This is a genomic window from Psychrobacter sp. DWR1-2-3, assembly GCF_049896465.1.
Taxonomy (GTDB): domain Bacteria; phylum Pseudomonadota; class Gammaproteobacteria; order Pseudomonadales; family Moraxellaceae; genus Psychrobacter; species Psychrobacter maritimus.
In genome coordinates this window covers 247,270-271,240 of sequence record NZ_JAFCUJ010000003.1, presented here as the reverse complement: position 1 = coordinate 271,240, position 23,971 = coordinate 247,270, and the positions used below count along the sequence as shown (strand labels likewise).

21 protein-coding genes are annotated in these 23,971 nt (G+C 42.6%); 12 read left to right on the top strand and 9 right to left on the bottom strand.

Features of this window, described 5'->3' with window-relative positions:
* Positions 1-44 precede the first annotated feature (44 nt).
* Complete coding sequence (locus ACP7AA_RS07495) at positions 45-2,345, bottom strand: cation:proton antiporter (RefSeq protein WP_426223122.1); 2,301 nt, start codon at positions 2,343-2,345, stop codon at positions 45-47.
* An 887-nt stretch (positions 2,346-3,232) separates the two neighbouring features.
* On the opposite strand from ACP7AA_RS07495, the gene ACP7AA_RS07490 reads away from it, so the two are divergent.
* From ACP7AA_RS07490 to purC, 4 genes are all read left to right on the top strand, one after another.
* Entirely contained in the window at positions 3,233-4,687 is a 1,455-nt protein-coding gene (locus ACP7AA_RS07490) for a Do family serine endopeptidase (RefSeq protein ID WP_201564659.1), read from the top strand.
* A 593-nt stretch (positions 4,688-5,280) separates the two neighbouring features.
* Positions 5,281-6,186, top strand: coding sequence for a 4-hydroxy-tetrahydrodipicolinate synthase (gene dapA, locus ACP7AA_RS07485; protein ID WP_201564411.1), 906 nt, complete (start codon positions 5,281-5,283; stop codon positions 6,184-6,186).
* 123 nt (positions 6,187-6,309) lie between these two features.
* Positions 6,310-6,630: a hypothetical protein gene (locus ACP7AA_RS07480; RefSeq protein ID WP_201618962.1), complete on the top strand. Its 321-nt coding sequence runs from the start codon at positions 6,310-6,312 to the stop codon at positions 6,628-6,630.
* A gap of 135 nt (positions 6,631-6,765) precedes the next feature.
* Positions 6,766-7,479, top strand: a complete 714-nt coding sequence (gene purC, locus ACP7AA_RS07475) for a phosphoribosylaminoimidazolesuccinocarboxamide synthase (RefSeq protein WP_201618963.1) — start codon at positions 6,766-6,768, stop codon at positions 7,477-7,479.
* A 104-nt stretch (positions 7,480-7,583) separates the two neighbouring features.
* On the opposite strand, the gene ACP7AA_RS07470 is transcribed toward purC, so the two are convergent.
* The gene (locus ACP7AA_RS07470) at positions 7,584-8,063 is read right to left on the bottom strand and encodes a hypothetical protein (RefSeq protein ID WP_426223121.1); all 480 of its coding nucleotides are present in this window, start codon (positions 8,061-8,063) and stop codon (positions 7,584-7,586) included.
* Between the two features lie 212 nt (positions 8,064-8,275).
* On the opposite strand from ACP7AA_RS07470, the gene ACP7AA_RS07465 reads away from it, so the two are divergent.
* Positions 8,276-8,932 carry a DNA-3-methyladenine glycosylase gene (locus ACP7AA_RS07465; RefSeq protein WP_426223120.1) on the top strand — a complete coding sequence of 219 codons (657 nt, stop codon included), beginning with the start codon at positions 8,276-8,278 and terminating at the stop codon, positions 8,930-8,932.
* Between the two features lie 52 nt (positions 8,933-8,984).
* Positions 8,985-9,296, top strand: coding sequence for an NGG1p interacting factor NIF3 (locus ACP7AA_RS07460; RefSeq protein WP_426223119.1), 312 nt, complete (start codon positions 8,985-8,987; stop codon positions 9,294-9,296).
* Between the two features lie 9 nt (positions 9,297-9,305).
* Here the strand turns inward: ACP7AA_RS07460 and ACP7AA_RS07455 are convergent, their stop codons facing one another.
* From ACP7AA_RS07455 to ACP7AA_RS07440, 4 genes are all read right to left on the bottom strand, one after another.
* Positions 9,306-9,677: a hypothetical protein gene (locus tag ACP7AA_RS07455; protein ID WP_426223118.1), complete on the bottom strand. Its 372-nt coding sequence runs from the start codon at positions 9,675-9,677 to the stop codon at positions 9,306-9,308.
* Positions 9,678-9,990: 313 nt separating this feature from the next.
* The gene (locus ACP7AA_RS07450) at positions 9,991-10,329 is read right to left on the bottom strand and encodes a hypothetical protein (protein ID WP_068405824.1); all 339 of its coding nucleotides are present in this window, start codon (positions 10,327-10,329) and stop codon (positions 9,991-9,993) included.
* A 145-nt stretch (positions 10,330-10,474) separates the two neighbouring features.
* Positions 10,475-11,119 carry a PepSY domain-containing protein gene (locus ACP7AA_RS07445; RefSeq protein WP_426223117.1) on the bottom strand — a complete coding sequence of 215 codons (645 nt, stop codon included), beginning with the start codon at positions 11,117-11,119 and terminating at the stop codon, positions 10,475-10,477.
* 1,022 nt (positions 11,120-12,141) lie between these two features.
* Positions 12,142-12,345 (bottom strand): CsbD family protein, encoded by a 204-nt coding sequence (locus ACP7AA_RS07440; RefSeq protein ID WP_201564442.1) that lies wholly within the window; start codon positions 12,343-12,345, stop codon positions 12,142-12,144.
* 445 nt (positions 12,346-12,790) lie between these two features.
* On the opposite strand from ACP7AA_RS07440, the gene ACP7AA_RS07435 reads away from it, so the two are divergent.
* Both ACP7AA_RS07435 and ACP7AA_RS07430 read left to right on the top strand, forming a co-directional pair.
* Positions 12,791-13,480, top strand: coding sequence for a TetR/AcrR family transcriptional regulator (locus ACP7AA_RS07435; RefSeq protein WP_426223116.1), 690 nt, complete (start codon positions 12,791-12,793; stop codon positions 13,478-13,480).
* A 136-nt stretch (positions 13,481-13,616) separates the two neighbouring features.
* Entirely contained in the window at positions 13,617-15,842 is a 2,226-nt protein-coding gene (locus ACP7AA_RS07430) for a molybdopterin oxidoreductase family protein (RefSeq protein ID WP_426223115.1), read from the top strand.
* A gap of 87 nt (positions 15,843-15,929) precedes the next feature.
* Here the strand turns inward: ACP7AA_RS07430 and ACP7AA_RS07425 are convergent, their stop codons facing one another.
* On the bottom strand, positions 15,930-17,315 hold the full coding sequence (locus tag ACP7AA_RS07425) for a D-amino acid dehydrogenase (RefSeq protein ID WP_426223279.1): 1,386 nt from the start codon (positions 17,313-17,315) through the stop codon (positions 15,930-15,932).
* A 13-nt stretch (positions 17,316-17,328) separates the two neighbouring features.
* The gene (locus tag ACP7AA_RS07420; protein ID WP_426223114.1) at positions 17,329-18,081 is read right to left on the bottom strand and encodes a YgfZ/GcvT domain-containing protein; all 753 of its coding nucleotides are present in this window, start codon (positions 18,079-18,081) and stop codon (positions 17,329-17,331) included.
* Positions 18,082-18,415: 334 nt separating this feature from the next.
* Here ACP7AA_RS07420 and ACP7AA_RS07415 point away from each other — a divergent pair, with 334 nt between their 5' ends.
* The gene (locus tag ACP7AA_RS07415) at positions 18,416-18,769 is read left to right on the top strand and encodes a zinc ribbon domain-containing protein YjdM (RefSeq protein ID WP_270896626.1); all 354 of its coding nucleotides are present in this window, start codon (positions 18,416-18,418) and stop codon (positions 18,767-18,769) included.
* Positions 18,770-18,830: 61 nt separating this feature from the next.
* Positions 18,831-20,132 carry a glutamate-1-semialdehyde 2,1-aminomutase gene (hemL, locus tag ACP7AA_RS07410; protein WP_426223113.1) on the top strand — a complete coding sequence of 434 codons (1,302 nt, stop codon included), beginning with the start codon at positions 18,831-18,833 and terminating at the stop codon, positions 20,130-20,132.
* Positions 20,133-20,269: 137 nt separating this feature from the next.
* Here the strand turns inward: hemL and ACP7AA_RS07405 are convergent, their stop codons facing one another.
* Positions 20,270-20,674 carry a DUF962 domain-containing protein gene (locus tag ACP7AA_RS07405; RefSeq protein ID WP_201629222.1) on the bottom strand — a complete coding sequence of 135 codons (405 nt, stop codon included), beginning with the start codon at positions 20,672-20,674 and terminating at the stop codon, positions 20,270-20,272.
* A 511-nt stretch (positions 20,675-21,185) separates the two neighbouring features.
* Here ACP7AA_RS07405 and ppx point away from each other — a divergent pair.
* Together ppx and ACP7AA_RS07395 are read left to right on the top strand one after the other, a co-directional pair.
* A complete protein-coding gene (gene ppx, locus ACP7AA_RS07400; protein ID WP_426223112.1) occupies positions 21,186-22,721 on the top strand; it encodes an exopolyphosphatase in 1,536 nt (511 codons plus the stop codon).
* 314 nt (positions 22,722-23,035) lie between these two features.
* Positions 23,036-23,839, top strand: coding sequence for an acetyl-CoA carboxylase carboxyltransferase subunit alpha (locus ACP7AA_RS07395; protein ID WP_201564458.1), 804 nt, complete (start codon positions 23,036-23,038; stop codon positions 23,837-23,839).
* Positions 23,840-23,971 lie beyond the last annotated feature (132 nt).

The window sequence follows — 23,971 nt, the reverse complement described above, 5'->3', positions numbered from 1 at the left end:
AGTTGGGGCTTTTATAGTTTATGGAAAAATTTTTAAAAACTGCGCTAGTCTTTATTTATATCAATGCTATCAATGTTGTCACCACTGGAGTCGGGTAAACGATTGGGGTCAAGCGCGCCTTTTTTGGTTTTCGGCGCGCTGCCATTACCATTGGTATTGCTAGAGGTTTTGGTTTTCGAAGTTGCGGTCGAATTATCCGACATTACACCTTTAGTTTTATGAGCATTGGTAACGTTAGTAGAATTAGCAGCACCAGTAGCATCAGACTCTGCCGTTTGAGTCTCTACTTTTTTAGCATTAACCTCTGATGCTGGAGTTTTATTAGGCGTATGCGTAACAGTATCGGACGGATTTTCTTGCGCAGTTTTTATATCAGTATCCTTTGTTACCTCATTATCGACTTCTTTCGTCGTGGTTGAGGTAGATTCCGGCATTGTAGTGTCATTACTAGCATCCGTGAGCTCTGTTTCTTGACGCTTTTCAGGCGCTTTCGAGCTCGACTCAAAGCTGGCATCTGCCGCCGCCCGTGCTTGTTCTTGTTTTGGTGTTACGTCGACCGGTTTTGGTTGTACTTCATCGTCAACGACCAATGAAATTAGCTTACGATCACGTGGTACCGTGCCATCAAAATTATCGGTAATCACGTGTAGCTTACCTTCTTTGTCGACCGTATAAAGCGGCACAAATTGCTTATTATCAGCTTTATATTGCTCAAAGCTATAGCTGTCCGTGATATTGGTGATTTTAATACGCGCTTTTTTCGACAGCATACTGGCAAGCTTGGTATAAGTGACATCTTTGCCAAATAACCACTGCGAATGAAAGTTGCCTTGCTTGTCATCGCGCTCACTTTTGACTTTCTCATCACTGAATTTAAGGCGATACAGTTTGCGCTCGCCGAACTCATGACGATAATGAATCTCGGACAAGGTATTCATCTCTTTATCCATACTCATGGCAAACAGGCGCCCGATACCGATAAGGTCTAAGTGATGATCGGCATGGTCAGAGATGGGATTGCCAAAGTAGGTACGCAAACCGCTCATGCGCGCGCGGGCAATATTGGTGTAGTTATTGTGCGCGACGATGACATCAAAACCTTGATCTTTTAAAGACGTTGCCACCAATAAAGCGATAGGGTTGGAGCCAACGACCAAGATACCGTTGGTTTCAGGCTCACGTACGCCCAAGAAATTCCCAACCATTTTTGCGCCTAAGCCCTGAATCATTACTGTTCCAATAATGACGAGGAATACCAAGGGTACGAGCAGCTCAACACCTTGAATATCATACTCTTGCAAGCGAATAGCAAATAAGGATGAGATAGCTGCGGCAACGATACCGCGTGGGCCAATCCAGCTAATCATCAGCTTTTCATTGGTTTTTAGATTGGAGCCAATAGACGACGCCCATACCGATAAAGGACGCGCGACAAACATCACAATGGCGAGTAGCACCAATCCAGCAAAGCCGACGCTTAGCAAACTTTCAAGCTCAACGCGGGCAGCTAGAATGATAAATAATACCGATACCAATAAAATGGTTAATGACTCATTAAACTCTAAAATAGTCTCACGTGGGAATTTTGGCCAGTTAGCCAGCGCCACCCCAAGTACGGTGACCGTTAATAAGCCAGACTCGTGTTCTAAATGGTTGGAGATAGAAAACAGTAGCAGCACAAAGGCAAGGGTAAAGACATTGCGCAAAAACTCAGGAATCATATGGCGGCGCATTAAAAATGCCAATGCCCACGCGCCCGCTAAGCCCATCGCTACTGCCAAGACCACAATTTTAGCAAACAGCAAGATACTACTGGCTTCACCGCCTGAGATGATATATTCATAGACCAATACCACCGCAATCGCGCCGATAGGGTCGATGATGATACCTTCCCATTTCAAAATGTTAGAAATGGTTTTATTGGGGCGCACACTGCGCAGTAACGGCATAATAACCGTTGGGCCAGTCACACAGACCAGCGCACCGAATAGTAAAGCAATCAAAGGGTCGACATCAAACAACAGGTAAGTCGATAGCGCCACAATCGCAATGGTAATAAGTACACCGACCGACACCAGCATCTGTACCACAGAGCCGTGCTGTTTAATCTCATCAAACTCTAAAGTCAGCGAGCCTTCAAATAAAATAATCGCCACGCCCAACGAGATAAAAGGGAACATCAGCTCGCCGAGCACCAAGTCAGGGTCAAAAGCGCCCAATATCGGGCCAACAATAATACCAATCAGTAATAAAAACAAAATGGACGGTTGCTTTAAATACCAAGCCAACCATTGGGCGGCGATGCCAAGCCCAACCACGCCGGATAACAATAGGGCGGTATCCATAAATTAATCCTTTTATAATCTTGTCATATTTTATATCTATTAAGAGGCGCGCCACAGGCTATAGACGCTGCTGTCATAAGTTGTGGCAAAATTCGCCTTCATGAGCTGTCGCATATAAATCAAAGCATCAATCAGTAACGTCAATGGCAGCATGAGCCATAGCATTGCTCAAAACAAAGTGAGATATGATATATATACGATATCGCAGTAAAGACAAAAGCTTTCCCAGATTAGTAAGCATAATCTAAAAAAGCAAAAGATGAAAAATAAGGTGATGATAGCCAATCTAATAACCTAACGACCTACAAAAATTAACTTTTGTTTGCCATATAAATTATTTGGCTTGTTATCATAACATGGTTTTATTTTATGTATTTCGAGGCTCTTTTTTCTGAGCGCTCTGAGCGGCTTTACTATCTGCCCATAAAGCTTTATCAAAGCAGCTACTAAGCGCATGTTATAAATAAGGCAGGCTTGCGTTATTTTTTAGCATTGCTAGCATATAGTGGATTCACTTTAAAACAGAAGTAGGTAATGACATTGACCATCCTTATGAGAGAAAAGAGAAAGTTTTATACCATAAGTCTAAAATGGACTGTAAACTAACAAACAGTCTACTTTGCAAGCTTGCATTATTAAAAGTTGATGATAAAAACCTGCGATAAAAGCATTCAGTAAATTTTTAATCTAAAAATATAAAGACCATTTCTTTAGATTTTAGTGAATAAGCAAGCTAAGCCATAGTTATTAGAATAAATAAATTAGTACGATACCTTGATGAGATACGCCAAAATTATGCTTAATAACGGTCCTATTTAAACCGTTTATAACAATTAGTTTATAACGACTATAAGACCCATTATATGGAGGGTAACATGCCTAAAAATATGCCTATCAATATGTCTAAAGTACCGAATACGCGCAATTTGACGCGTTGGTTACAACAGAGCACGTTGGCACTTGCCGTAGCCACTACCATGGTTGCGGGTATCAATATAGCTACCGTACCGAATGCTGAAGCTGCCGTTACCACCGCAGATTTTTCGGGTTTGGTTCAGCAAGTTACCCCAGCGGTAGCGCGCGTAAATGTGACCAAAACCGTTAGTGAGGCTGAGCTTGCCAAAGCGCAGACCGCTGAGCTGCTGCGTAAATTCTTTGGTGATCGTTTGCGTATTCCTGATCAAGCAGCGACGCCAGCGATTGAGCATGCTTATGGCACGGCATTTTTTGTCACCGCTGATGGTTATATGCTGACCAACCATCATGTGGTGGCGGGCGCGGACAAAATCAGCGTCACGCTTAATGATAGAACCGAGCTTGACGCGACTTTAGTAGGCAGTGATGAGCGCTCTGATGTGGCAGTATTAAAGGTCACGGGTCGTCAGTTCCCTTCGTTGCCAATCGGTGATTCCAATGCTTTAAAAGTAGGGGAGCCGGTATTGGCAATTGGCTCGCCTTTTGGTTTTGATTATTCGGCATCGGCGGGTATTGTTAGTGCTAAGTCCCGTAATTTTTCGCGTGAAACCAGCGTGCCCTTTATCCAAACTGACGTTGCCTTAAACCCTGGTAACTCAGGTGGCCCATTATTTAATCAGCGCGGCGAAGTGATTGGCATAAACTCGCGTATTTTTAGTGGTACAGGCGGCTATATGGGGCTGTCATTTTCCATCCCGATTGATGCGGCGATGGATATTTATGAGCAGCTAAAAAATAATGGTGAGGTCGCACGCGCCTATTTGGGCATTTATCCCCAAGATATTGACCGTAATTTAGCTGAAGCTTATAACTTGGCGCGTCCACAAGGGGCGTTATTGACACGCGTGTCACCAGATTCGCCAGCGCAAAAGGCTGGGCTAAAATCAGGCGACATTATTTTAAAGTATAATGATATCCAAATTGTGGAAGCATCAGACTTATTAAACCTCATTAATCGGGCCCGACCTAATGATACATTTCGCGTCCAGATTCAGCGCGATGGTAAGCAATCTATCGTAACAGGCAAGCTCAGTAACGCCTCAAACGATATCCAGTCACAAAGTTCTGCTCAGCAAACTAACGGCATAAGCTTAGGGTTGGCGCTGCGCAACTTAACGCCAGAGGAGCAAAGAGAGCTGGCGTCTGATAATAAGACGGGTGTATTGGTCACCGCCATTGAGCCGACAGGATTGGCAGCACGCTCTGGCATATTGGCGGGCGACGTTATCACTAACTTGCATCAAAAACCTATTAAAACGGTCAACGATTTTTCTAGTGCCGTTTCATTATTACCTAAAAAAGGGGTGGTGACGCTTGAGATGATGCGTCAAGGTATTCCGGGTATTATCGGTTTGCGGATTGAGTAAAAAATACAGAGTAGAGAAGCTGAGCTATTAGAATCATAGATGATGATTAAAATAAATAATAAGGCGATAATTGGCTTGCTTGTATCGCCCGACCATCGATGTGTTGACGATTCGTTAAAATACCGGAAAAGGTTTTAGCGCTAATCCGTAATTACGCTACACTAACTGTTTATTTTTCAGGCTAGGCTTGAAGGTCAAATAATGCCAAGCTTACATTGAAATCCTCTCGATGTTTGCTGCAAAATTGGCATAATAAAGTAGCGCTTAGTCTCTCAATAGGTAGGCGATTTTTTGCTTTATAAAGAGCTTAGGGGTTAATTGATTGATAGCGATAGAGCCAAAATATGCTACACTAACAGGCGTTTTTATGGCTAAGCATCAATCAGATTGGCAGCAGATAAAAATAGCGTTCATGACGTTATTATAAATCATGAATATCACCATCAAGCAAGGTATGACCTTTAACGTTATTTTCAATAACATAAATCATTATGGATTTGTGTTTATGACGATTATCTTTATCAGGGCACTTGCATACGACTTATCATGTGATAGCTTTAATAAAAGCTAGGATAATACAGTAAGGCACGGTTATGAGCACAGCATACGACGATATCAAAACCCGACTACAAGGCTCAATGGTAGCCTTGGTAACGCCCATGCATCCTGACGGCACGGTCGATTATAAACGTCTGGCAGACCTCATAGATTGGCAGATTGAGCAGGGCACGCATTGCCTTGTTGCTGTCGGTACCACTGGTGAATCAGCGACTTTGTCGATGCAAGAGCACAGCGATGTGATTCGCTATTTTGTGCAGCATGTCAAAGGTCGCGTCCCGGTGATTGCAGGTACTGGTGCCAATAACACCACTGAAGCCATTAAGCTGACTCAAGATGCCGCAGATGCGGGTGCAGACTGTGCGCTATTGGTTGCTCCTTATTATAATAAGCCGCCACAAGAAGGCTTATTTCAGCATTATAAAGCCATCGCTGAAGCCGTAAAAATACCGCAGATGCTTTATAACGTACCGGGTCGTACCGTTGTTGATATTGCTCAAGAAACGGTTGAACGCCTTGCTGATATTGATAACATCGTCGCCATTAAAGACGCCACAGGTTCTACGATTCGCGGCGAGCAATTAATCAAAGCGGTCGGTGACAGAATGGTGGTGCTATCTGGTGATGATGGTACTGCCCTTGAGCTGATGAAACTGGGTGGTAAAGGCAATATTTCAGTGACTGCCAACGTTGCCCCAAAAGCCATGAGCGAGACCTTTAGTGCGGGTTTACGCGGTGATTTTGATGCCGCTCATAAAGTCCATGACGTGGTAAAACACTTACACCGCGACCTATTTATCGAGTCAAGTCCTATTCCTGCCAAATATGCCCTACATAAAATGGGCATGATAGACACAGGTATTCGTCTACCATTGGTATGGTTGGCTGAAAAGCACCATGCAACGATTGATGAAGCCTTGATTCGTGCCAACTTACTCTAGATTTTTGGCAATTCAATAAAATGTCGCTTATAGCTTAGCAAGAGTCTATTAAGTATTTTAACTATAAGCGCATTACCCAAATACGCACCAAATAAGCAATAACGGCTAACTCAGAGAGATAATATGATGACAGTATCATCAACCCCTGCAAAGATATTCCCGGCGCTGCTAACGGTAGTTTTGGGTAGTACGTTGGTATTGAGCGGTTGCCAAGCGACAAAAGAAGTGTTTGGCAAGCGTGATAACGGTAGTCTTGAGTATCAGCAAAGCAAAAAACTGGCGCCGCTACAGCTACCTGCTGAGCAAGAAACCGCACCATTTGTGCCGTTATACCCAACCCCTAGTGCGGGCACAAATACGCTAAAGTTGCAAAACGAGTCAGGTAAGCAGTATCAATTGCCGAAACCTCAGCGTGCTGTTGCCGTTACCCAAGTTTCAGAATAAACCCTTTTTTATCCCTATCTGTACCGCTGGTTTTTTATTATGGTTAAGCATTTTTTCTTAACACCTTAATATAAAGCGCTTAGCGGTCGCTGCGCGTTTTTACCACATAAGCTTGAACGAACAGGAACTCCTCTCATGCAAAAGCAAGAACTGCTGTATAAAGGCAAAGCCAAATCTGTTTATGAAACAGAAGACAACGATCTGCTGATTTTACATTTCCGTGACGATACCTCAGCGCTTGATGGTAAGCGTATCGAGCAGCTCGCCCGTAAAGGCGTGGTGAACAACCGCTTTAACGCCTTTATCATGCAAAAGCTGGCTGATGCTGGTATTGAAACCCATTTCGAAAAGCAATTATCAGATGATGAAGTGCTGGTTAAGCGCTTAGAGATGATTCCAGTTGAATGTGTGGTACGTAATTTTGCCGCTGGCAGTCTAGTGCGTCGTCTAGGTCTAGAAGAAGGTCAAGCTTTAACGCCGCCTACTTATGAGCTGTTCTATAAAGATGATGCGCTTGGTGATCCGATGGTCAATGAGTCAATCTCTATCTCTCTTGATTGGGCTAATGAAGCACAATTGGCAAAAATGAAAGAGCTGAGCCATCAAGTAAATGAAGTATTAAAAACTTTGTTTGATGCTGGTGATTTAATACTGGTAGATTTTAAACTTGAATTTGGCGTATTCCATGACCGTATCGTCTTAGGTGATGAGTTTTCGCCTGATGGTTGCCGTATCTGGGACAAAGCTACCAAGAAAAAACTGGATAAAGACCGTTTCCGTCAGTCATTGGGTGACGTGATTGAAGGCTATGAAGAAGTGGCAAAACGTATTGGCGTGCCATTAAGCTAAATATATCCAAACTTCAATATTTAAGTAATAAAAAACTGAGCCATGTGCTCAGTTTTTTTATGGGGATAATCATTTTAAAAACGGTTATGTTAAAGACAGCTATATTATTTGTCTTTACGCACTTCTTTGATTTTTTTCGCTGCCAGCTCCATCGCATCTGCGGCTTTATCAGCTAATGAGCCGACTACCTCTTTAGCTTTAGTTGTCGCAGTGTCTTTTAAAGAGGATTCTTTATCGTCTTTAGATTTAGAGTCATTATTTTTACTGTCTTTACCTTCCTTATCAGAAGCGTCTTTATCTTTACTGCTGTTTTTGTCTGATGATTTATCGTCTTTATTACCATTCTTATCTGACGTTTTATCATCTTTGCTGTCTTTGCTGTCTTTGCTGTCTTTGCTGTCTTTGCTGTCTGATTGATTGTTCTGTTTATCGTTTTTGCTATTAGTATCTTTATTAGCGTTGTTGTCTTTAGAGTCATTAGCAGCATCGTTATCTTTCATCGCTGCGTTCTGATCCGTGTTCTTTTCATCATTATTGTGCTGCTTATTATTGTGTTTATTATCACTCGCATTAGAGTTACTCATTGTTATATCCTTTTGATTATGTATTTTAGTATTGGATGTTTTTAATCTTAAATAGCGAGAGTCAAGATTACTATTAGAATGAGTTAACTGTCTGTATAGCATCAGTTGCAATAGGTAATAGCGTCTATCACCTAACGTCTTTCGGTGAGTTTTTATGCTAAATTTATACCGTCAATATAAAAATACCGTTATAAATCAAAAGGTCATCATTGATGCGAGTACCTAAGCAATCCGATATTCAATCCATAATTTTAAAACCTGTATGGTTTAGTCGTCCAACCTGTGTGGTCGCGGCTGACTTGATTGGTAAGGTTTTATGTCGACAGCTAACCGATAGTGACGGCAAGCAAAAAATACTGCGCATGCGTATCTCAGAAACTGAAGCCTATATTGGAGAGGGTGATGCCGCCTGTCATGCGCACGCCGGTACGCGTACTGTGCGTACTGAGATTATGTATAGCCAAGGCGGCGTGTTTTACGTTTATCTGACTTACGGTATCCATCATATGCTTAATTTAGTAAGTGGGCCGGCAGAGTCACCAGAAGCGGTGTTGATACGGGCAGGTTTTTTTACAGAGAATAGCGAGCGCTTGCTTGACGAGCAATTACTGAGCGCAGATAAACCACTAAGTCCTCTAAAAGAAATAAAACAATTGGCCGGTCCCGGCAAGTTGACCAAACACTTGCAAATCAACCGTGATTTATACGGCGAACCCATTACACCTGCGTCAGAAGTTTGGATTGAAGACGATGGCTGTCAGCCGCCAATATCACTACGTCCACGGATTGGAATTGATTATGCAGGCGAGGCGAAAGATTGGTTATTGCGCTATATCTGGACCGACCATCCTTCATTATCTAAAAAATAGTAAGTTTATAGCTGATAGTAATTTTTCTAAATAGGCTCAAAGGAGGTAATCTATGTATAAATTAACCGTTTTTATTCCAGATTCGGCGTTAGAACCAGTAAAGTCTGCCTTGTTTGCAGCGGGTGCTGGTAAGATTGGCAATTATGAACAATGCTGCTGGCAAGTGCAGGGGAGCGGACAGTTTATGCCATTGGCAGGCAGTCAGCCAAATATTGGAGCGCAAGATAAACTTGAAACCGTTGATGAATGGCGAGTAGAGATGGTCGTTGCTACTGCTCGTATTAAAGCAGTTATCGAGGCATTAAAGCAGGCGCATCCTTATGAGACGCCTGCTTATGATGTGATTGAGGTGTTAGACTTTTAACACCTGTTATCAATCTTCTTTGATTTTAATCACGTTATAGCTCGGATAGCCAAGCTCGATTTTATAGTCTTCACTGCCGCGTCGGGCTTTTACTTTTATTTTACTGTCGCCTTTTTTATATTTGACGTCTTTGACCCGATAACCCATATTGCTGACCTGATTGGCCGCGCGCTGCTCGATAGCAGGCTGATAAAGCTCTTTATCAATAGACTTGATGGTTTTCTTGTGTTTCTTATAAATTTTAGTATCTTTGTAAATGTCTTCATAAAGGTCACCATAAGCATTGTAGCCGGGCGCGGTGACGCAGCCAGTCGTTATGGACAGTAACGCGGCAATCATACTGCTCGCCGCCGTGGTTTTTAATAACGTATATTTTTTCATAATATTCTCTCATGCTATGCTATTAAAGGTATTGGTAGCTCGTCTATATAAGCAAGGTTCTATGCTAAAAACGACACAATAAAAAAATGGTCAACTAAACCAAGGGCTGGCTTATTTGACCAAGGGCATCAAGTCATCAACGATGCCAAAATCTTATCTGTACGTACAAGGCGTGTTCTTAATTGAATCGTACTCATCTAAAATAGCTAAATTTTGTCAAACGTCGTCAAATAACGAGAGCACAGACCCAAAAACCCAAACACCTAGCCATTATGCGCTATGCGCTATTTCTATAAATTGTTGAGAGGTTAAGTTACTTGTAGCGATAATGGTTATTATTATAGCGACCATTATTGTTGTAGCGGCTATTATCTTTTTTATGCTTACCGTTTTTATTTTTGTGATGACCGTTTTTATTCTTATGTTTGCCTTTTTTGCTATCGCGGTGAGCATGATTGACTTTATGGCCGCCATTATTATAACGACCATTATTGTTATACTTGCCGTTACCCTGATACGGACCGTTTGGGTAATAAACTCTTTGACCATCATGTCTTGGCGTGACGGTACAACCAAAGGTAGTGCCCAATAAAGCAAGCACAATACCAGCAGAAAAAGCGGTTTTTAAAGTTGAGAAGCTTAATATCTTCATAATGAATATTCCTATTATCTTATTAATTCCTATTACTTATCAGTAATGTGGCGATTACTGGTATTTAATTACTGATCTTAATGTTGCACTACCACAATAACGTTGCATAAGAAAAGCTAACGTATAAAAATGGACTGTTTAAAGATTAGTCTTTTTTAATCTTAATCACATTCAAGTTTGGATAGTCAAGAAAAATCTCATATTCTTGTGAGCCGCGTTTGGCTTCAATCTCAAACACGCCGCGACCGTTCTTTTCTTTCAGCTCAATATCTTCGACGCGGTAACCCATTGATCTTACCTTATTAATAGCTCGTTGTTTGATGGCGGGATAGCGCGAATCTCTTTTGATACTGTCTTCAATATCATCGTTTTTATAATGCTTGTTATTTTTATATTTGTCTTTCTTATAGTCGTTTTTATCATATCTATCATCTTGCCAGATGCTAGTAGAGGCTCTTTTATTTGAGCTAATGAGTCTTAAGTCAGGATAGGTATATTTCAACTCATAAGTTTGATTGTTCTTTCTGGCAATGGCAGTGATGGCTCGATTGCCACGATAGTTATCAGCACGGATATCCATAACCTGATAGCCTTTGCGACGTAAGTCATTGCGCAGGGTTTGGTTAACACGCTTATAGTCAACATTGCCATAATCGCTGTTACCGCCATATATTGGGTAATCTTCGTAACCTGAACCGACAACCGCACAACCGGCAACGGTCCCTAACATCGTCAGCGCCAGACCGGCAGATATTGCTGTCTTAAATGAGAAAGCGGGTAGAATTTTCACGATAAAATCTCCTTTGGTATAGCATATCTGAGTAAGGCACTGTTATTAATCAGCCTTATATTAATCCAACTTATACTTGTCATACTGGTATTTATCAGGCTGTCTAATAGTGACTGTTTATATATCTGTTATATATAAACAGCTAAAGACTCCATAAAGGTTATGAAGCAAAAGATTACGGAGCAACATTCTTATAGAATCGATATTTGTCTCTTAATCTTGAAATATTTTCTTACATAGACATAGTAAGACTTAAAACTCATTAATACATGTCTTTGGTGTTAATAAGTTGTAAATTTTGCAAATATTTGCGTAAGCATTCGACACTTTAGGTGACTAAGGTGTTGCTAACGTTAGCGAACATCGATAACACTTTTAGTATATAAACAGTTTATAGAAAATCATCAAATAAGTTGTTTAACGATAATATTATTATTATCAATAACTTGGCTGATATTACTGGTCATTTTTATAACTGACGTAAGCATATGCTTACACGCAATGACGCTTACGCGACTTAACAGCAGCCTTATAATTTGACACTATACACACACGGCATAAGGGAATGTGACTCAAGGATTGAGTTGACCGTATTAAGGATAATAGTTCGATTTGCTGGCATCAGGATGATAATAGCGATTGGAATAAGGACACATGACCCGTGTTGCAGGCAGATGATGCCAATAGTAGTGTGAAGAAATGGGCAGGATGCCCGGCTATCACAATGTACTCAATATCCTGCAAGGATGCAGTGATGAGAGTGGTGATGGGTAACAAGGATCGTTAACAATAAAACCGCATAACAATTAATTGCTATGCGGTTTTATCGTGTCTGGGTGTTAATTATTTTACACTGTTTGTTTTTTATTCAAACCTGCTATCCAGCATTCTATATATTGACACAGCTGTCAATGAGCAATGAGCAATAAAAAACCGCATTATAATCAATGCGGTTTTTTTAATTAGTTACTTACTTATAAAAATCTGTATTTACGACAAGGTTTTATAAGAGCAATTATTAATTAGTATTTGTTTTCATTGCGCCATGTATCAACTTCGCGCTCAGCGTCATCTTTACTATGACCATAACGCTCTTGGACTTTACCCACAAGCTTATCACGGCTACCTTCGATATGTAGTAAGTCATCATCAGTCAGGTCAGCCCACTTCTGCTTAACTGTACCTTTCATCTGATTCCAATCACCTTTTAGGGTATGTTCATTCATTGTGATATTCCTTATTCTCGTTATTGCGTCTTGATAAAGCTGTTATAAAAGTTAAATCAACAGTTTGTATGACGCTTTAGTGTGTAGATTATTATTTATGATTCTTATGACACTTTCAGTACTGCGTTTCAGTACTCTACAACTAGCCAGTGGCTAACTTGTGCTACCAATATATGAATTTCAGCGCGCCTTGTCTGTATGGCCAATGTTTGCAGTGTTACTCAATTATGATAAAAGCCACTCCTATGTTATGGGCCGCATAGTTGTGTAAGAGATAGGGCGTTTTCTCAGCATGATAGGTAACGATTGACTGTTAATAATCCTTTGCTTCGGTATTTAAACCTATCTGAGTATTTAAATATAGACTTATCGTTTAAATGGCTATAGCCTTATAGTTGAAATAATAAATACGTTATACGATTGATTCATCTACGGTAGATTGACAGTGAATGCACTTAAGGTAGTAAGTTCTACAAAAGTAGAATCGAAGCGTGATTTGGCAAAAGCAAAGACGCGCCATGTGCTGTTAAAAAGTGCCTTGCAGCTGTATAGCTTGGAAGGCGCTTGTGGTATGAGCATGAATAAAATCGCCAAAGGTGCCGGTATTGCCCAGCCAAGTTTTTATAATCACTTTGATAGCTTAGAGGCGTTGCAGCAGGAGTTAGGCGCACAGCTGAAAGACAACTATTTATCACCGATGCGTATGGCGTGGGTCGATATGCTTAAAGACTATGCAATGTTGTCTAAAGAGGCATTTAATCAGCGTTGCCAGCATTGCTTAACCATGATTTTTGATGCGGCATTTCAGAATATCGCTTTATTTCAACGTTTAATGGAAGACAGTCTGCGCTTTGACTTGCAAGCAGAAAATAAAGGCTTGGAGAGTCTGATCACAGAAATACGCGAAGAATGGACCAAGATATTTATGCAGGGCTTGCATTCAGCTGAGTGTTCTTTTGAGGCGTTTGACGTTCATCTCTGCGTTGATATCGCTGCCGCCCAAGTACATGAGTTGATATTAGGTTGTCATCAACAGCGCTATTCACAGCAGCAAGCCATTGCCATGTTGTGCAAAAACTTTGATGGACTTTTTAGCAGTTTTTTCGCTAAAGAGATGCACAGAGTGGAAGGTTAGTTATTGAGCTTATCAATGCTTAACTTTGGCTAACGCTCAATATTTTTAAGATGAGTAAATTTACTACCTTTATTAAACCTATAAAACGGAATTTAGATAGTGAAAGCGATAGTAAAAAATAACAGGGAGCGCGACCATGGCTAGTGAACAAAGCAAGACGAATGAGCAAACACATTTTAGAACCTGCAATTTATGCGAAGCGATGTGCGGTATCGTCATCCAGCACGATGGTGAAAAAGTGCTATCGATTAAAGGCGATAAAGACGATCCATTCTCGAAAGGTTATATTTGTCCAAAAGCAACTGCTTTACAAGATTTGCATGAAGACAGTGATCGCTTGCGTCATCCCGTTGAGAGAACGGCTAACGGTTGGAAAGAGATTAGCTGGTCTGAAGCTCTCGATAAAGTGGTCGCGGGTATTCAGTCGGTACAAAAGAAACATGGTCAAAACGCCTTTGGTATTTATCTAGGTAATCCCAACGTTCATAATTTGGGCGGCATGTTAACGATTAAGCATTTATTAAGCAGTATAAAGACGCGCAGTCGTTTTTCTGCGACCTCTATCGACCAATTGCCGCACCATATTGTCAGTATGCATCTGTTTGGGCATATGCTGCGTATCCCCGTGCCTGACGTCAATCGTACCCAATATATGCTTATCATTGGCGGCAATCCGCTAGCGTCTAACGGCAGTATTATGACCGCGCCAAATATGCGCCAAAAGCTAAAAGACATCAAAGCCCGCGATGGCAAGGTGGTAGTGATTGATCCAAGGCGCACCGAAACCGCAGATATTGCGAGCGAGCATCATTTTATTCGTCCAGCGACGGATGTCTTACTCTTGCTTGCCATGCTCAATGAAATCTATCTCCAAGGTTATGCAGGCAAGGCGCGCGCTAAAAATAATAGAGCGGCGGCGCTCGCGCCAGAGATTGCGCGCATTGCAGACTTCGCCAAAGATTATAGCGCCGAATCCGTAGCTGATATTACTGGCATTGCGGCAAGCGAAATTAAACGACTCGTGAAAGAGTTTTGTGAAGCCGAAAGCTCGGTCTGTTACGGACGCATGGGTGTCTCGGTGCAAGAGTTTGGCTTATTAAGCCAGTATCTGATCATGGTGATTAATATTGTCACAGGGCGCTTGGATGAAGTGGGTGGTCTGATGTTCCCCAATCCTGCGGTCGATGTGGTCAATAACTCAGGCCCAGGTTATTTAGGTAAACGCCATAGTCGAGTGAGTAACTTGCCTGATTTTAATGGTGATTATCCCGTCGTGGCGATGGCGGATGAGATGCTAGTAGAAGGCGCGGGGCAATTAAAGGGCTTTATGACTGTCGCTGGCAACCCTGTCTTGAGTACGCCAAATGGTGAAAAATTAGATGAGGCGTTTGCTAACTTGGATTTTATGGTTGCGATTGATTATTTCGTTACTGAAACCAGTCGTCATGCCAATATCATTTTGCCACCCGTCTCGCCACTAGAGCGTGACCATTATGATGTTACCTTTAATAATTTTGCTGTGCATAACGTCGCTAAGTATTCAAAAGCATTGTTTGCTAAGAAAAAAAGTGCCAAACATGATTGGCAGATTTATCTAGAGCTGGCAAAACGTCTAGATAAAAAAGCAGCGCTTGCAACCAAAATTGAGCGCCGATTGGTCAAGACTTTAGGACCAAAATTTATGCTTGATCAAGGATTAAGACGTGGACCTTATGCTGGCATGACATTGAATAAACTTAAGAAAAATCCGCATGGGTTTGACTTAGGGCCTTTGAAAAGGATGCTACCGCAAGCATTAAAGCATAAAGACAAGCAGATTCATCTTAATGTTGATTTTTATCAAGCAGATTTAGAGCGCGTACAGGAGATGATGCAGGATTATGATGATAAGAAAATTTTACTCATCGGTCGTCGCCATGTCCGTAGTAATAATTCGTGGCTACATAACAGCTATCGCTTGGTAAAAGGTAAGCCGCGCTGCACGCTTATGTTGCATCCTGAAACGGCGAAAGAATACGGTATCGAGGACGGTCAAAACGTAAAAGTTACCTCGCGCGTTGGTAGCGTGATTATTACCGCAGAAGTAACCGATGAGCTGATGCCAAAAGTGGTGAGTATCCCGCATGGCTGGGGTCATGGGCGTAAAGGCGTGAAGCAAAAGGTTGCGCAAGCGCATGCCGGCGTCAGTGTCAATGATTTGACGGACGATACCTTAATCGATCAGTTAAGTGGTAATGCAGCGGTCAATGGCGTACCTGTGCAATTGGAAGCAATTCCGCTAGAAGTGGCTAATTTGGAGATTACCGATTCAAGCGTTGATTCTGACATTAATGCCGATATTAAGTCAGGAAGCGCTGCATAAAATAGCTCTAAAAATTCTTTAATATAAATAAAAAGGCACTTATAAAAGTGCCTTTTTTTACGTTCCTAGTTTTTACGTTCCTTATTTTTACGTTCTTAAGCCAACAAAATCAAAGTCGACTGGCGGCGTCTCACCCTGTATCAATAAGCTGAGAGCCTTTGCCGAACCGCAAGCATGGGTCCAGCCAAGCGTGCCATGACCAGTATTGAGCCATAAATTATCAAAACTAGCGTCTATATTGTGACTACCATGACGGACTTGACCTCTATGCGCGCGTCCTATTAACGGCACATTAGAAGGGGTCATCGGGCGCAGTCCCGTCCAATATTGCACAGAATCGGCAATGATGCCTTTGGGAAATAGCTGCTGTACACGGCGCGTGATGGCTTCACAGCGTGTGGCATTCAAATCCAAATTGTAGCCGTTAAACTCTGCCGTTCCTGCTACGCGTAATTTATCGCCAAGGCGTGAGGTTACCAGCTTAAACTCATCATCAATGAGACTAACGAAAGGTGCTAAATGCGGCGCACGTGGATTGATTTGATAAGTAGCTGAATAACCTTTGGCAGGGAAAATTGGCAGGTGAACATGCAGCGGTTTCATGAGTGATACGCTATAGCTGCCAAGTGCCAGTACATAATTGTCGGCGCTAAAGGTCTGCGCGTTTTCACCTTTGGGTCGAATAGTCATACTATGCACATGCGGGCGAGCAGAATGGGCATCGGTGTTTAACGTCAAAATTTCGGTATCGTATAAAAACTGCACGCCAGCATCGATGCAGCACTGAGCCAAACGTTGGGTAAATAAATGGGCATTACCCGATTCATCACGGCTGGTATAAGTCGCGCCTTTGAGCTTATGAGCAATAGGATAAAGCGCAGGTTCGAGGCTAACCGCGTTATTAATATCAATGATATGACGCTCACAGCCGAGCTCTTGCATACGTGCCGTTGGCGCAATGGCGGCATCAAACTCAGCTTGGTTGGTATAAAAATGCATGATACCGCGCGTTTGCTGCTCGTAATCAATACCGATATCAGCACGCAGCTGTTGTAGAGCGTCACGCGAATACAATCCTAAGCGTACCATTTGTACCAAATTGGCATCGGCTTTATCTGCGCGGCACTCTTGTAAAAACTGCATCGCCCATCTGAGTTGCGCTTTATCAGCACGCAAGCGGTAGAGCAGCGGCGCATCTTCCTTAAATAGCCATTTAAGCGCTTTCATAGGAGCCGCAGGATTGGCCCAAGGCGTCGCGTGCGAGACGGATATCTGCCCACCATTGGCAAATGAGGTCTGCATACCGGCGGCTGGCTCACGCTCAATCACGGTCACATCGTAGCCTGCTTGGCGAAGATACCATGCGGTGGTCACGCCCACCACGCCTGCTCCGAGTACCGCAATATGGGTCATAGATTGCTCTGCTGCGTTTTTACTAAAGGATTTTAAAAAGTGCTTACTGTTTTGTGTTATCGATTATTCCGCGTTATTTTTGGCGCGCGACATCGGCTTGCAGTGCTGGTGGTAAGTCTAATATCGTAAGCTCGCTGTCTGCTAGATGCTCAGGGCGGGCAACAACCAATGCTTTGAAACCATTACCGTTAATATTGTTATCGGCAAGCGCATTAACCACCTGAATCTTTTCTAACTTATCACCTGCTGCTGGTACATCACCTGTGCCGCTAACATAATGTAAAAACGCTTTTGGTGCCGCTTTAAAGTAAATACGGGCGATGACTTCTTGACCCAAGTAACAGCCTTTATCGTAGTCCATACCGCCGCGCTGATGCAGACGCAGCTCTTGCGGTTGAAACAGTCCTTGCGTTGCAGCAACTATCCAGTAGTTACCAATGGCTAGACTTGCTTGCATCCACGCTTGGGTGTCTGCTGGCGTATTATGTTCCTCTTTATGGCTAAAGGTCGGCTCATCGGCAACCACGCAAGGATAAATGGGCGCCGGCGCGCTGGTATCAAACTTTGAAAAGGCCCCGAATTTTTTTAAATGGGCTTGAAAAGCATCAGCACAATCGGCACTGATAACCACGTCAAAATGCTTTTCTTCTTGTTTTTTAATCCATAGTCCAAAATCGATACGACCTTTTAAATTGCTAAGCGCCGTTGCTTGATAGCTAAGTCCGAGCTTGGTGACATCAGAGGTCAGCTGCCCTTGTAAGAATTTTTCCGCATCTTCACCTTGAATTGTTAGCTGGGCAAATTGTGGCAATGTTGATTGAGTCATTATTGTTGTCCTATTTATCAGTCGCTATAGCCTCAGATATTAGGGTTAATACTGAGTTATTAAAGTGGTTGTTCACGTAGTTGGTAAAATAATACTTAAAGTAGTGTTTGAGGTTTTCACCATCTAAAAACAAATGGCTATCAAACCAAATTTGGTTAAAGCAGAGTACCATAAAAAACCACATGATAAAAAATGTCCGCTTTACCGCATAAGCAAATATGACAATTGAGCACAGCACAGTATTCACAGCCGAAGCGATTGGTTAAAGCTGGCGAGTTACGGTACAATGTTAGCTCTAGAATACACCCAATTTATCACGGCTGACGAGGAAATTATGAGCTTACCCAATTGCCCAAAATGCGATGCTGAATATACGTACGAAGATGGTGCGTTACTGGTATGTCCTATGTGTGCGCATGAGTGGACCGCGGCTGAAACCGATGCGGCGCAAGCTGAAGCGCAAGATGCGGTCATTCGTGATGCGGTCGGTAATGAGCTGCAAGATGGCGATACCGTCACCGTGATTAAAGACTTAAAGGTCAAAGGTTCATCAACTATCATCAAAGTCGGTACGAGAGCAAAAGGTATCCGCCTATTGCCAGATGCGTCTGATGGTCATGATATCGACTGTAAACTGGATGGCTATGGACCAATGAAGCTGAAATCATCAGTGGTTAAAAAAGCCTAAGTTTTTGTTAATTAAGTGATTGTTAATAAAATAAGACCGAATGAATAAGTAGAGAATAATTATGAGCACTAAAAATGAACAACTATTTGCGCAAGCACGTAAGCATATTCCTGGCGGCGTAAACTCACCGGTTCGCGCCTTTGCCGGTGTCGGTGGTACGCCTATCTTTATGCACCGTGCTAACGGCAGCAAAATCTATGACACCGAAGACAACGCTTATATCGATTATGTTGGCTCTTGGGGCCCGATGATTTTGGGTCATGCGCATCCAAAAGTCATTGATGCGGTTAAAAAAGCCGCTGATGATGGTTTGAGCTTTGGTACACCAACGCCATTTGAAACCACCGTTGCTGATAAGATTTGCGAAATCGTCCCAAGTGTTGAGATGATTCGAATGACAAGCTCTGGTACGGAAGCGACCATGAGCGCGATTCGTTTGGCGCGCGGCTTTACTGAGCGTGACAAAATCGTTAAGTTTGAAGGCTGTTACCATGGTCATTCAGACAGCTTACTGGTAAAAGCGGGCTCAGGCATGCTGGATATTGGCGAACCAACGTCAAAAGGCGTGCCAGCAGATTTTGCTAAGCATACGATTACCATTCCTTATAATGACCCGCAAGCGATTAAAGAGTGCTTTGCGAAATGGGGTAGTGAGATTGCTTGCGTGATTGTGGAACCAATCGCCGGCAACATGAATATGGTCATTCCGACGCAAGAATTCCATGATACTTTGCGTGCAGAGTGTACCGCCAACGGCGCGGTATTGATTTTTGATGAAGTGATGACCGGTTTTCGTGTCGGACTTGGCGGCGCGCAAGCGCATTTTGGCATTGACCCTGATTTGACTTGCTTTGGTAAAATCATCGGTGTCGGCTTACCCGTTGGTGCTTTCGGTGGTAAAAAAGACGTGATGTCTTGTATCGCGCCACTTGGCGGCGTTTATCAAGCGGGTACGTTATCAGGTAACCCACTGGCAATGCGCGCCGGTATTGCGATGTTTGAAGACTTAACCGTCGATGGTTTTTATGCGGAATTATCAGCGAAAGTAGATCAGCTCGTTGATGGCTTCCAAGCTGCTGCGGATAAGCATGGTATTAACTTGCGCACTAATAAACTGGGCGGCATGTTTGGTATGTTCTTTGTTAAAGACAAGGCGACAAACGTACCGCAAAATTTCGATGAAGTCACCGAGTGCGATATGGACGTATTTAATACCTTCTTCCATGGCATGCTAGACCGCGGTATTTATCTCGCGCCATCTGCTTATGAAGCGGGCTTTATGTCAATCAAGCATAGTGATGCAGACATTGAAGCGTCTATTAAAGCCGCTGACGAGATTTTTGCAGAAATGGCAAACGCTTAGTTTGAAAACTATTTAACTACATTAAGAGTATTTGACTCTTAATGTAGTTAAATAAAAAGCCAGCATGATTTATTATGCTGGCTTTTTCGTGTTTGTTAAATTAAACCAATTAAATTGAGTCTATTGAATTAGGCCAATTAAATTTTATCAAACTTACGGTCTTTTAAGCTGAGTCTACCGCGTAGCACATCGCTATACATGCGAAAGTCACTGACAAAGCTCTGTAGAGGGAATTTAAAAGAGGCCGGTTTGTTCTTCTCAAAGAAAAAATGTCCGACCCACGCGCAGGCATATCCTGCCGCAATACCTTTCAGTAGTGGCTTTGCCGAGCGGTTCTTAACAGATTTTGCCAATCCCAACAGTCCAAAGCTACTACCGGCGAAATGCAAACGGCGGCAAGCGATATTCTGATGTTCATTTAAATAAAAATCGTAAAATTTCAGCTTGGCTGGACGTTTTATATGGATAAGGCTGCTATGACTGGTTTTTTCCGTGCCAGCAGGAGCGTTGGTTTTTGCGGCTTGGGCGGTTGTCTGATTCATGATTTCTGCTTCCTTGCAGGTTGTTATTGATTGAGCGTCATCATTCCATGATGGGCTTTAATGGTAAAAATGGGTGCTTATTATATATATCGAATTATATCTATCGAACACTTATCGCCATAAGTAAGTGCTTGTTCTCTATTATAATATAGAGAATTACGGCTGTAGCAAGCCCATATTGTTAAATAGGCTATATAAAAAAAGTATGAGAAGTGGTCGCTGTTTTCTAATGTTAAAGAGTGTTTATTTTCGGTTTAATCCGTAGGTAGTAGTGCTAGCGTCTTACTTGCCAGCGTTTTGCATAAATGTTTTAATGGCAAAACTTGCTATAATCCGCATAATAATAGTTTCAATATACAAAAGCCTTATTATAAAAGCTCTGGTTTATATAAGAAAACCTTATATAAAAAGCCTTATATAAAAAACTTAAGTTCCATTCCATGTATTCTCTATTTTAAAAGCCTTGGCGCTCTTAAATATCTTTTTATCTGACACGGTAACGATCTCGCTTATGCCCAAAGACTACCTGAAAAACCCACCACTTGCTGATGATGAAATGATGGCAGCCATTGATATTGGCTCCAACAGTTTTCATTTAGCCATTGCACGCCTCGACCATGGTGAGGTGCGAAAAGTGGTGTCTATGTCTGAAAAGGTGCAGCTTGCTGCCGGACTCGATGAGAATAATATCTTGGGCGCTGCGGCTGAAAAGCGCGGTCTTGAATGTTTAAGCCGCTTTGTTGCGCGTTTAGATTCGGTGCCACCTGAGCGTATTCGCGTCGTCGCGACCAACGCCTTACGCCAAGCCAAAAATGCCAATGACTTTATCAGCCGTGCCAATAAAATTTTGCCCAAACCGATTGAGATTATCGCTGGACGAGAAGAGGCGCGTTTGATTTATTTGGGCGTCTCGCACACCAATGCCAGTAGTGACAAACGCTTGGTCATTGATATTGGTGGTGGTTCGACAGAGTTTATCATTGGGCAAGAGTTCGATCCGTTATTGACCGAAAGCTTACAGATGGGCTGTGTCGCCTTTACCCAGAAGTATTTTTCGGATGGCTTGATTACCAAAGACGCTTTTAATAATGCCATTTCAGCTGCGCGTAAAGAGGTGCTAGCGATTAATGGGCGCTATCAAAAAGTCGGCTGGAGTAGTGTCGTTGGCTCGAGTGGCACGATTAAGGCGGTGCGCAACGTCCTTGTTTCAAAAGGTTGGGCAGACGAGCAAGAACGCATCACTTATAAAGGTGTTAAAAAGTTAGAGAAATTATTGCTTAAAATTGGCAACGTCGATGACATTGATTTAGAAGGCGTGAAAGAACACCGTAAAGCCGTCTTTCCAGCGGGCGTTGCGGTATTGCGAGCCATCATGAAGGTGCTCGGCATCGAGACCATGGTGTACTCAGATGGCGCGCTACGCGAAGGCGTCATGTACGATATGCTCGGCCGCTTTGCAAGTGAAGACGTGCGTGACCGCAGTGTTTTGGCACTGATAAAGCGTTATTCAGGCGATAAAAAACAAGCCAAACAAGTGGTTAAAACCAGCCTTAATTTATTTGAACAAGTCAAAGCCAAGCTTGCACTCAATAGCGAAGATGGCGATTTGCTCAGACGGGCGGCGTCCTTACACGAAATAGGTTTGGCGATTGCTCATAGCAGCTACCATAAGCACAGTGCTTATTTGATTGAATACTCTGATATTCCAGGGTTTTCGCAAGTGGATCAAAAGCGGATGGCACAATTGATGCTTAATCATCGCCGTAAGCTTAAAGCGGATATGCTAGAGCAAACGTGTACCATCGGCGGTGATTCGCTCGTTTATCTGTGTTTGCTGTTACGCTTAGCGGTACTGGCGCATCATAGTCGCAGCGATCATGAGTTACCAGAACTAGAGCTGAAAGTAATTGATGATAATCGCTGGCAAATCACAGTTGGCGAGAGTAGTGAGCACTATGCTTTCTTACTATCAGATTTGCATACTGAGGTTGAGCAGTTTGCTAAATGGGGCGTGAAACTGAGCGTGGTTGAGGCCGAGTGTGATTGAGGCATCAGTGCTAATTCTTGATACTGGCTTTTAACACTGATTTTTAACATTGATGTTTAACGCTAAGCCGTTACTATTGTAATAATTGCGCTACAGATTAACGTAACAAAAGCGGCGTTGTCGGTAATGTCATGCTATTTAAGATGTGCTACTATAGCTTCTATTGAGTTTACAACTGTACTTTGATTATCGGTTATTCAAAAACCGATAGCGCCGATAATCCTGTTATTTAGCTTTGTCATCTAACATTGTCGTTTAACAGTGTCATTATTAAATATCACTACATTATATAGAATTACGAAAGGGAAGCGTCTATGAGTACCGTCTGGGATAGCGTTCAGCTTGCACGGCATGCCAAACGTCCATTGTTTATGGACTATGTGAATCAGCTGTTTACCGAATTTGATGAGTTGCATGGCGACCGTGCTTATGCAGATGATAAAGCTATCCTTGGCGGTCTTGCGCGCCTAGACGGCCAGCCTGTGATGGTGATTGGTCAGCATCGTGGTCGTAGTACGCGCGAGCGTATTGCCCATAATTTTGGCATGGCAAACCCCGAAGGTTATCGTAAAGTCATTCGCTTGGTGAAAATGGCTGAGCGTTTTAACATTCCGGTAATGACCTTTGTCGATACCCAAGGCGCTTACCCCGGTATCGGTGCTGAAGAGCGCGGCCAAGCGCAAGCCATCGCTGAAAGTATCGCCGTGTTTTCTAGCCTTAAAGTGCCTATCATCGTTACCATTATCGGTGAAGGTGGTTCAGGCGGCGCATTGGCAATAGGCGTTGGCGATAAGGTAAATATGCTGCAAAACAGTATTTATTCGGTTATCTCTCCAGAAGGCTGTGCGTCTATCCTGTGGAAAACTGCTGAAAAAGCCCAAGATGCCAGTGAAGCATTAAAGTTAAATGCCATTAATCTCTATCAAATGGGTTTAATTGATGCGGTTATCGATGAAGGTGAGGGCGCCCATATTCAGCCGCAGCCAGTCATGACGGCGCTAAAAGCATTAATCGTTGAGCAACTAAATGAGATTAAAGATATGGATGCGCATGAGCGTTGCGAGCTGCGTTACGAGAAGTTAAAATCCTTTAACTCAGAAGTGATGTTGCCTTGCTAAGAGTTTATATTGCTAGGTTACTTAAACTTGGCTTTTAACGATATCAATTTACGCTTAATGCTAAAATAAAAACGTGTCATTTTATGGCGCGTTTTTTTGTGGCTGTTAATTTATGCACAAGCTTATTTATAT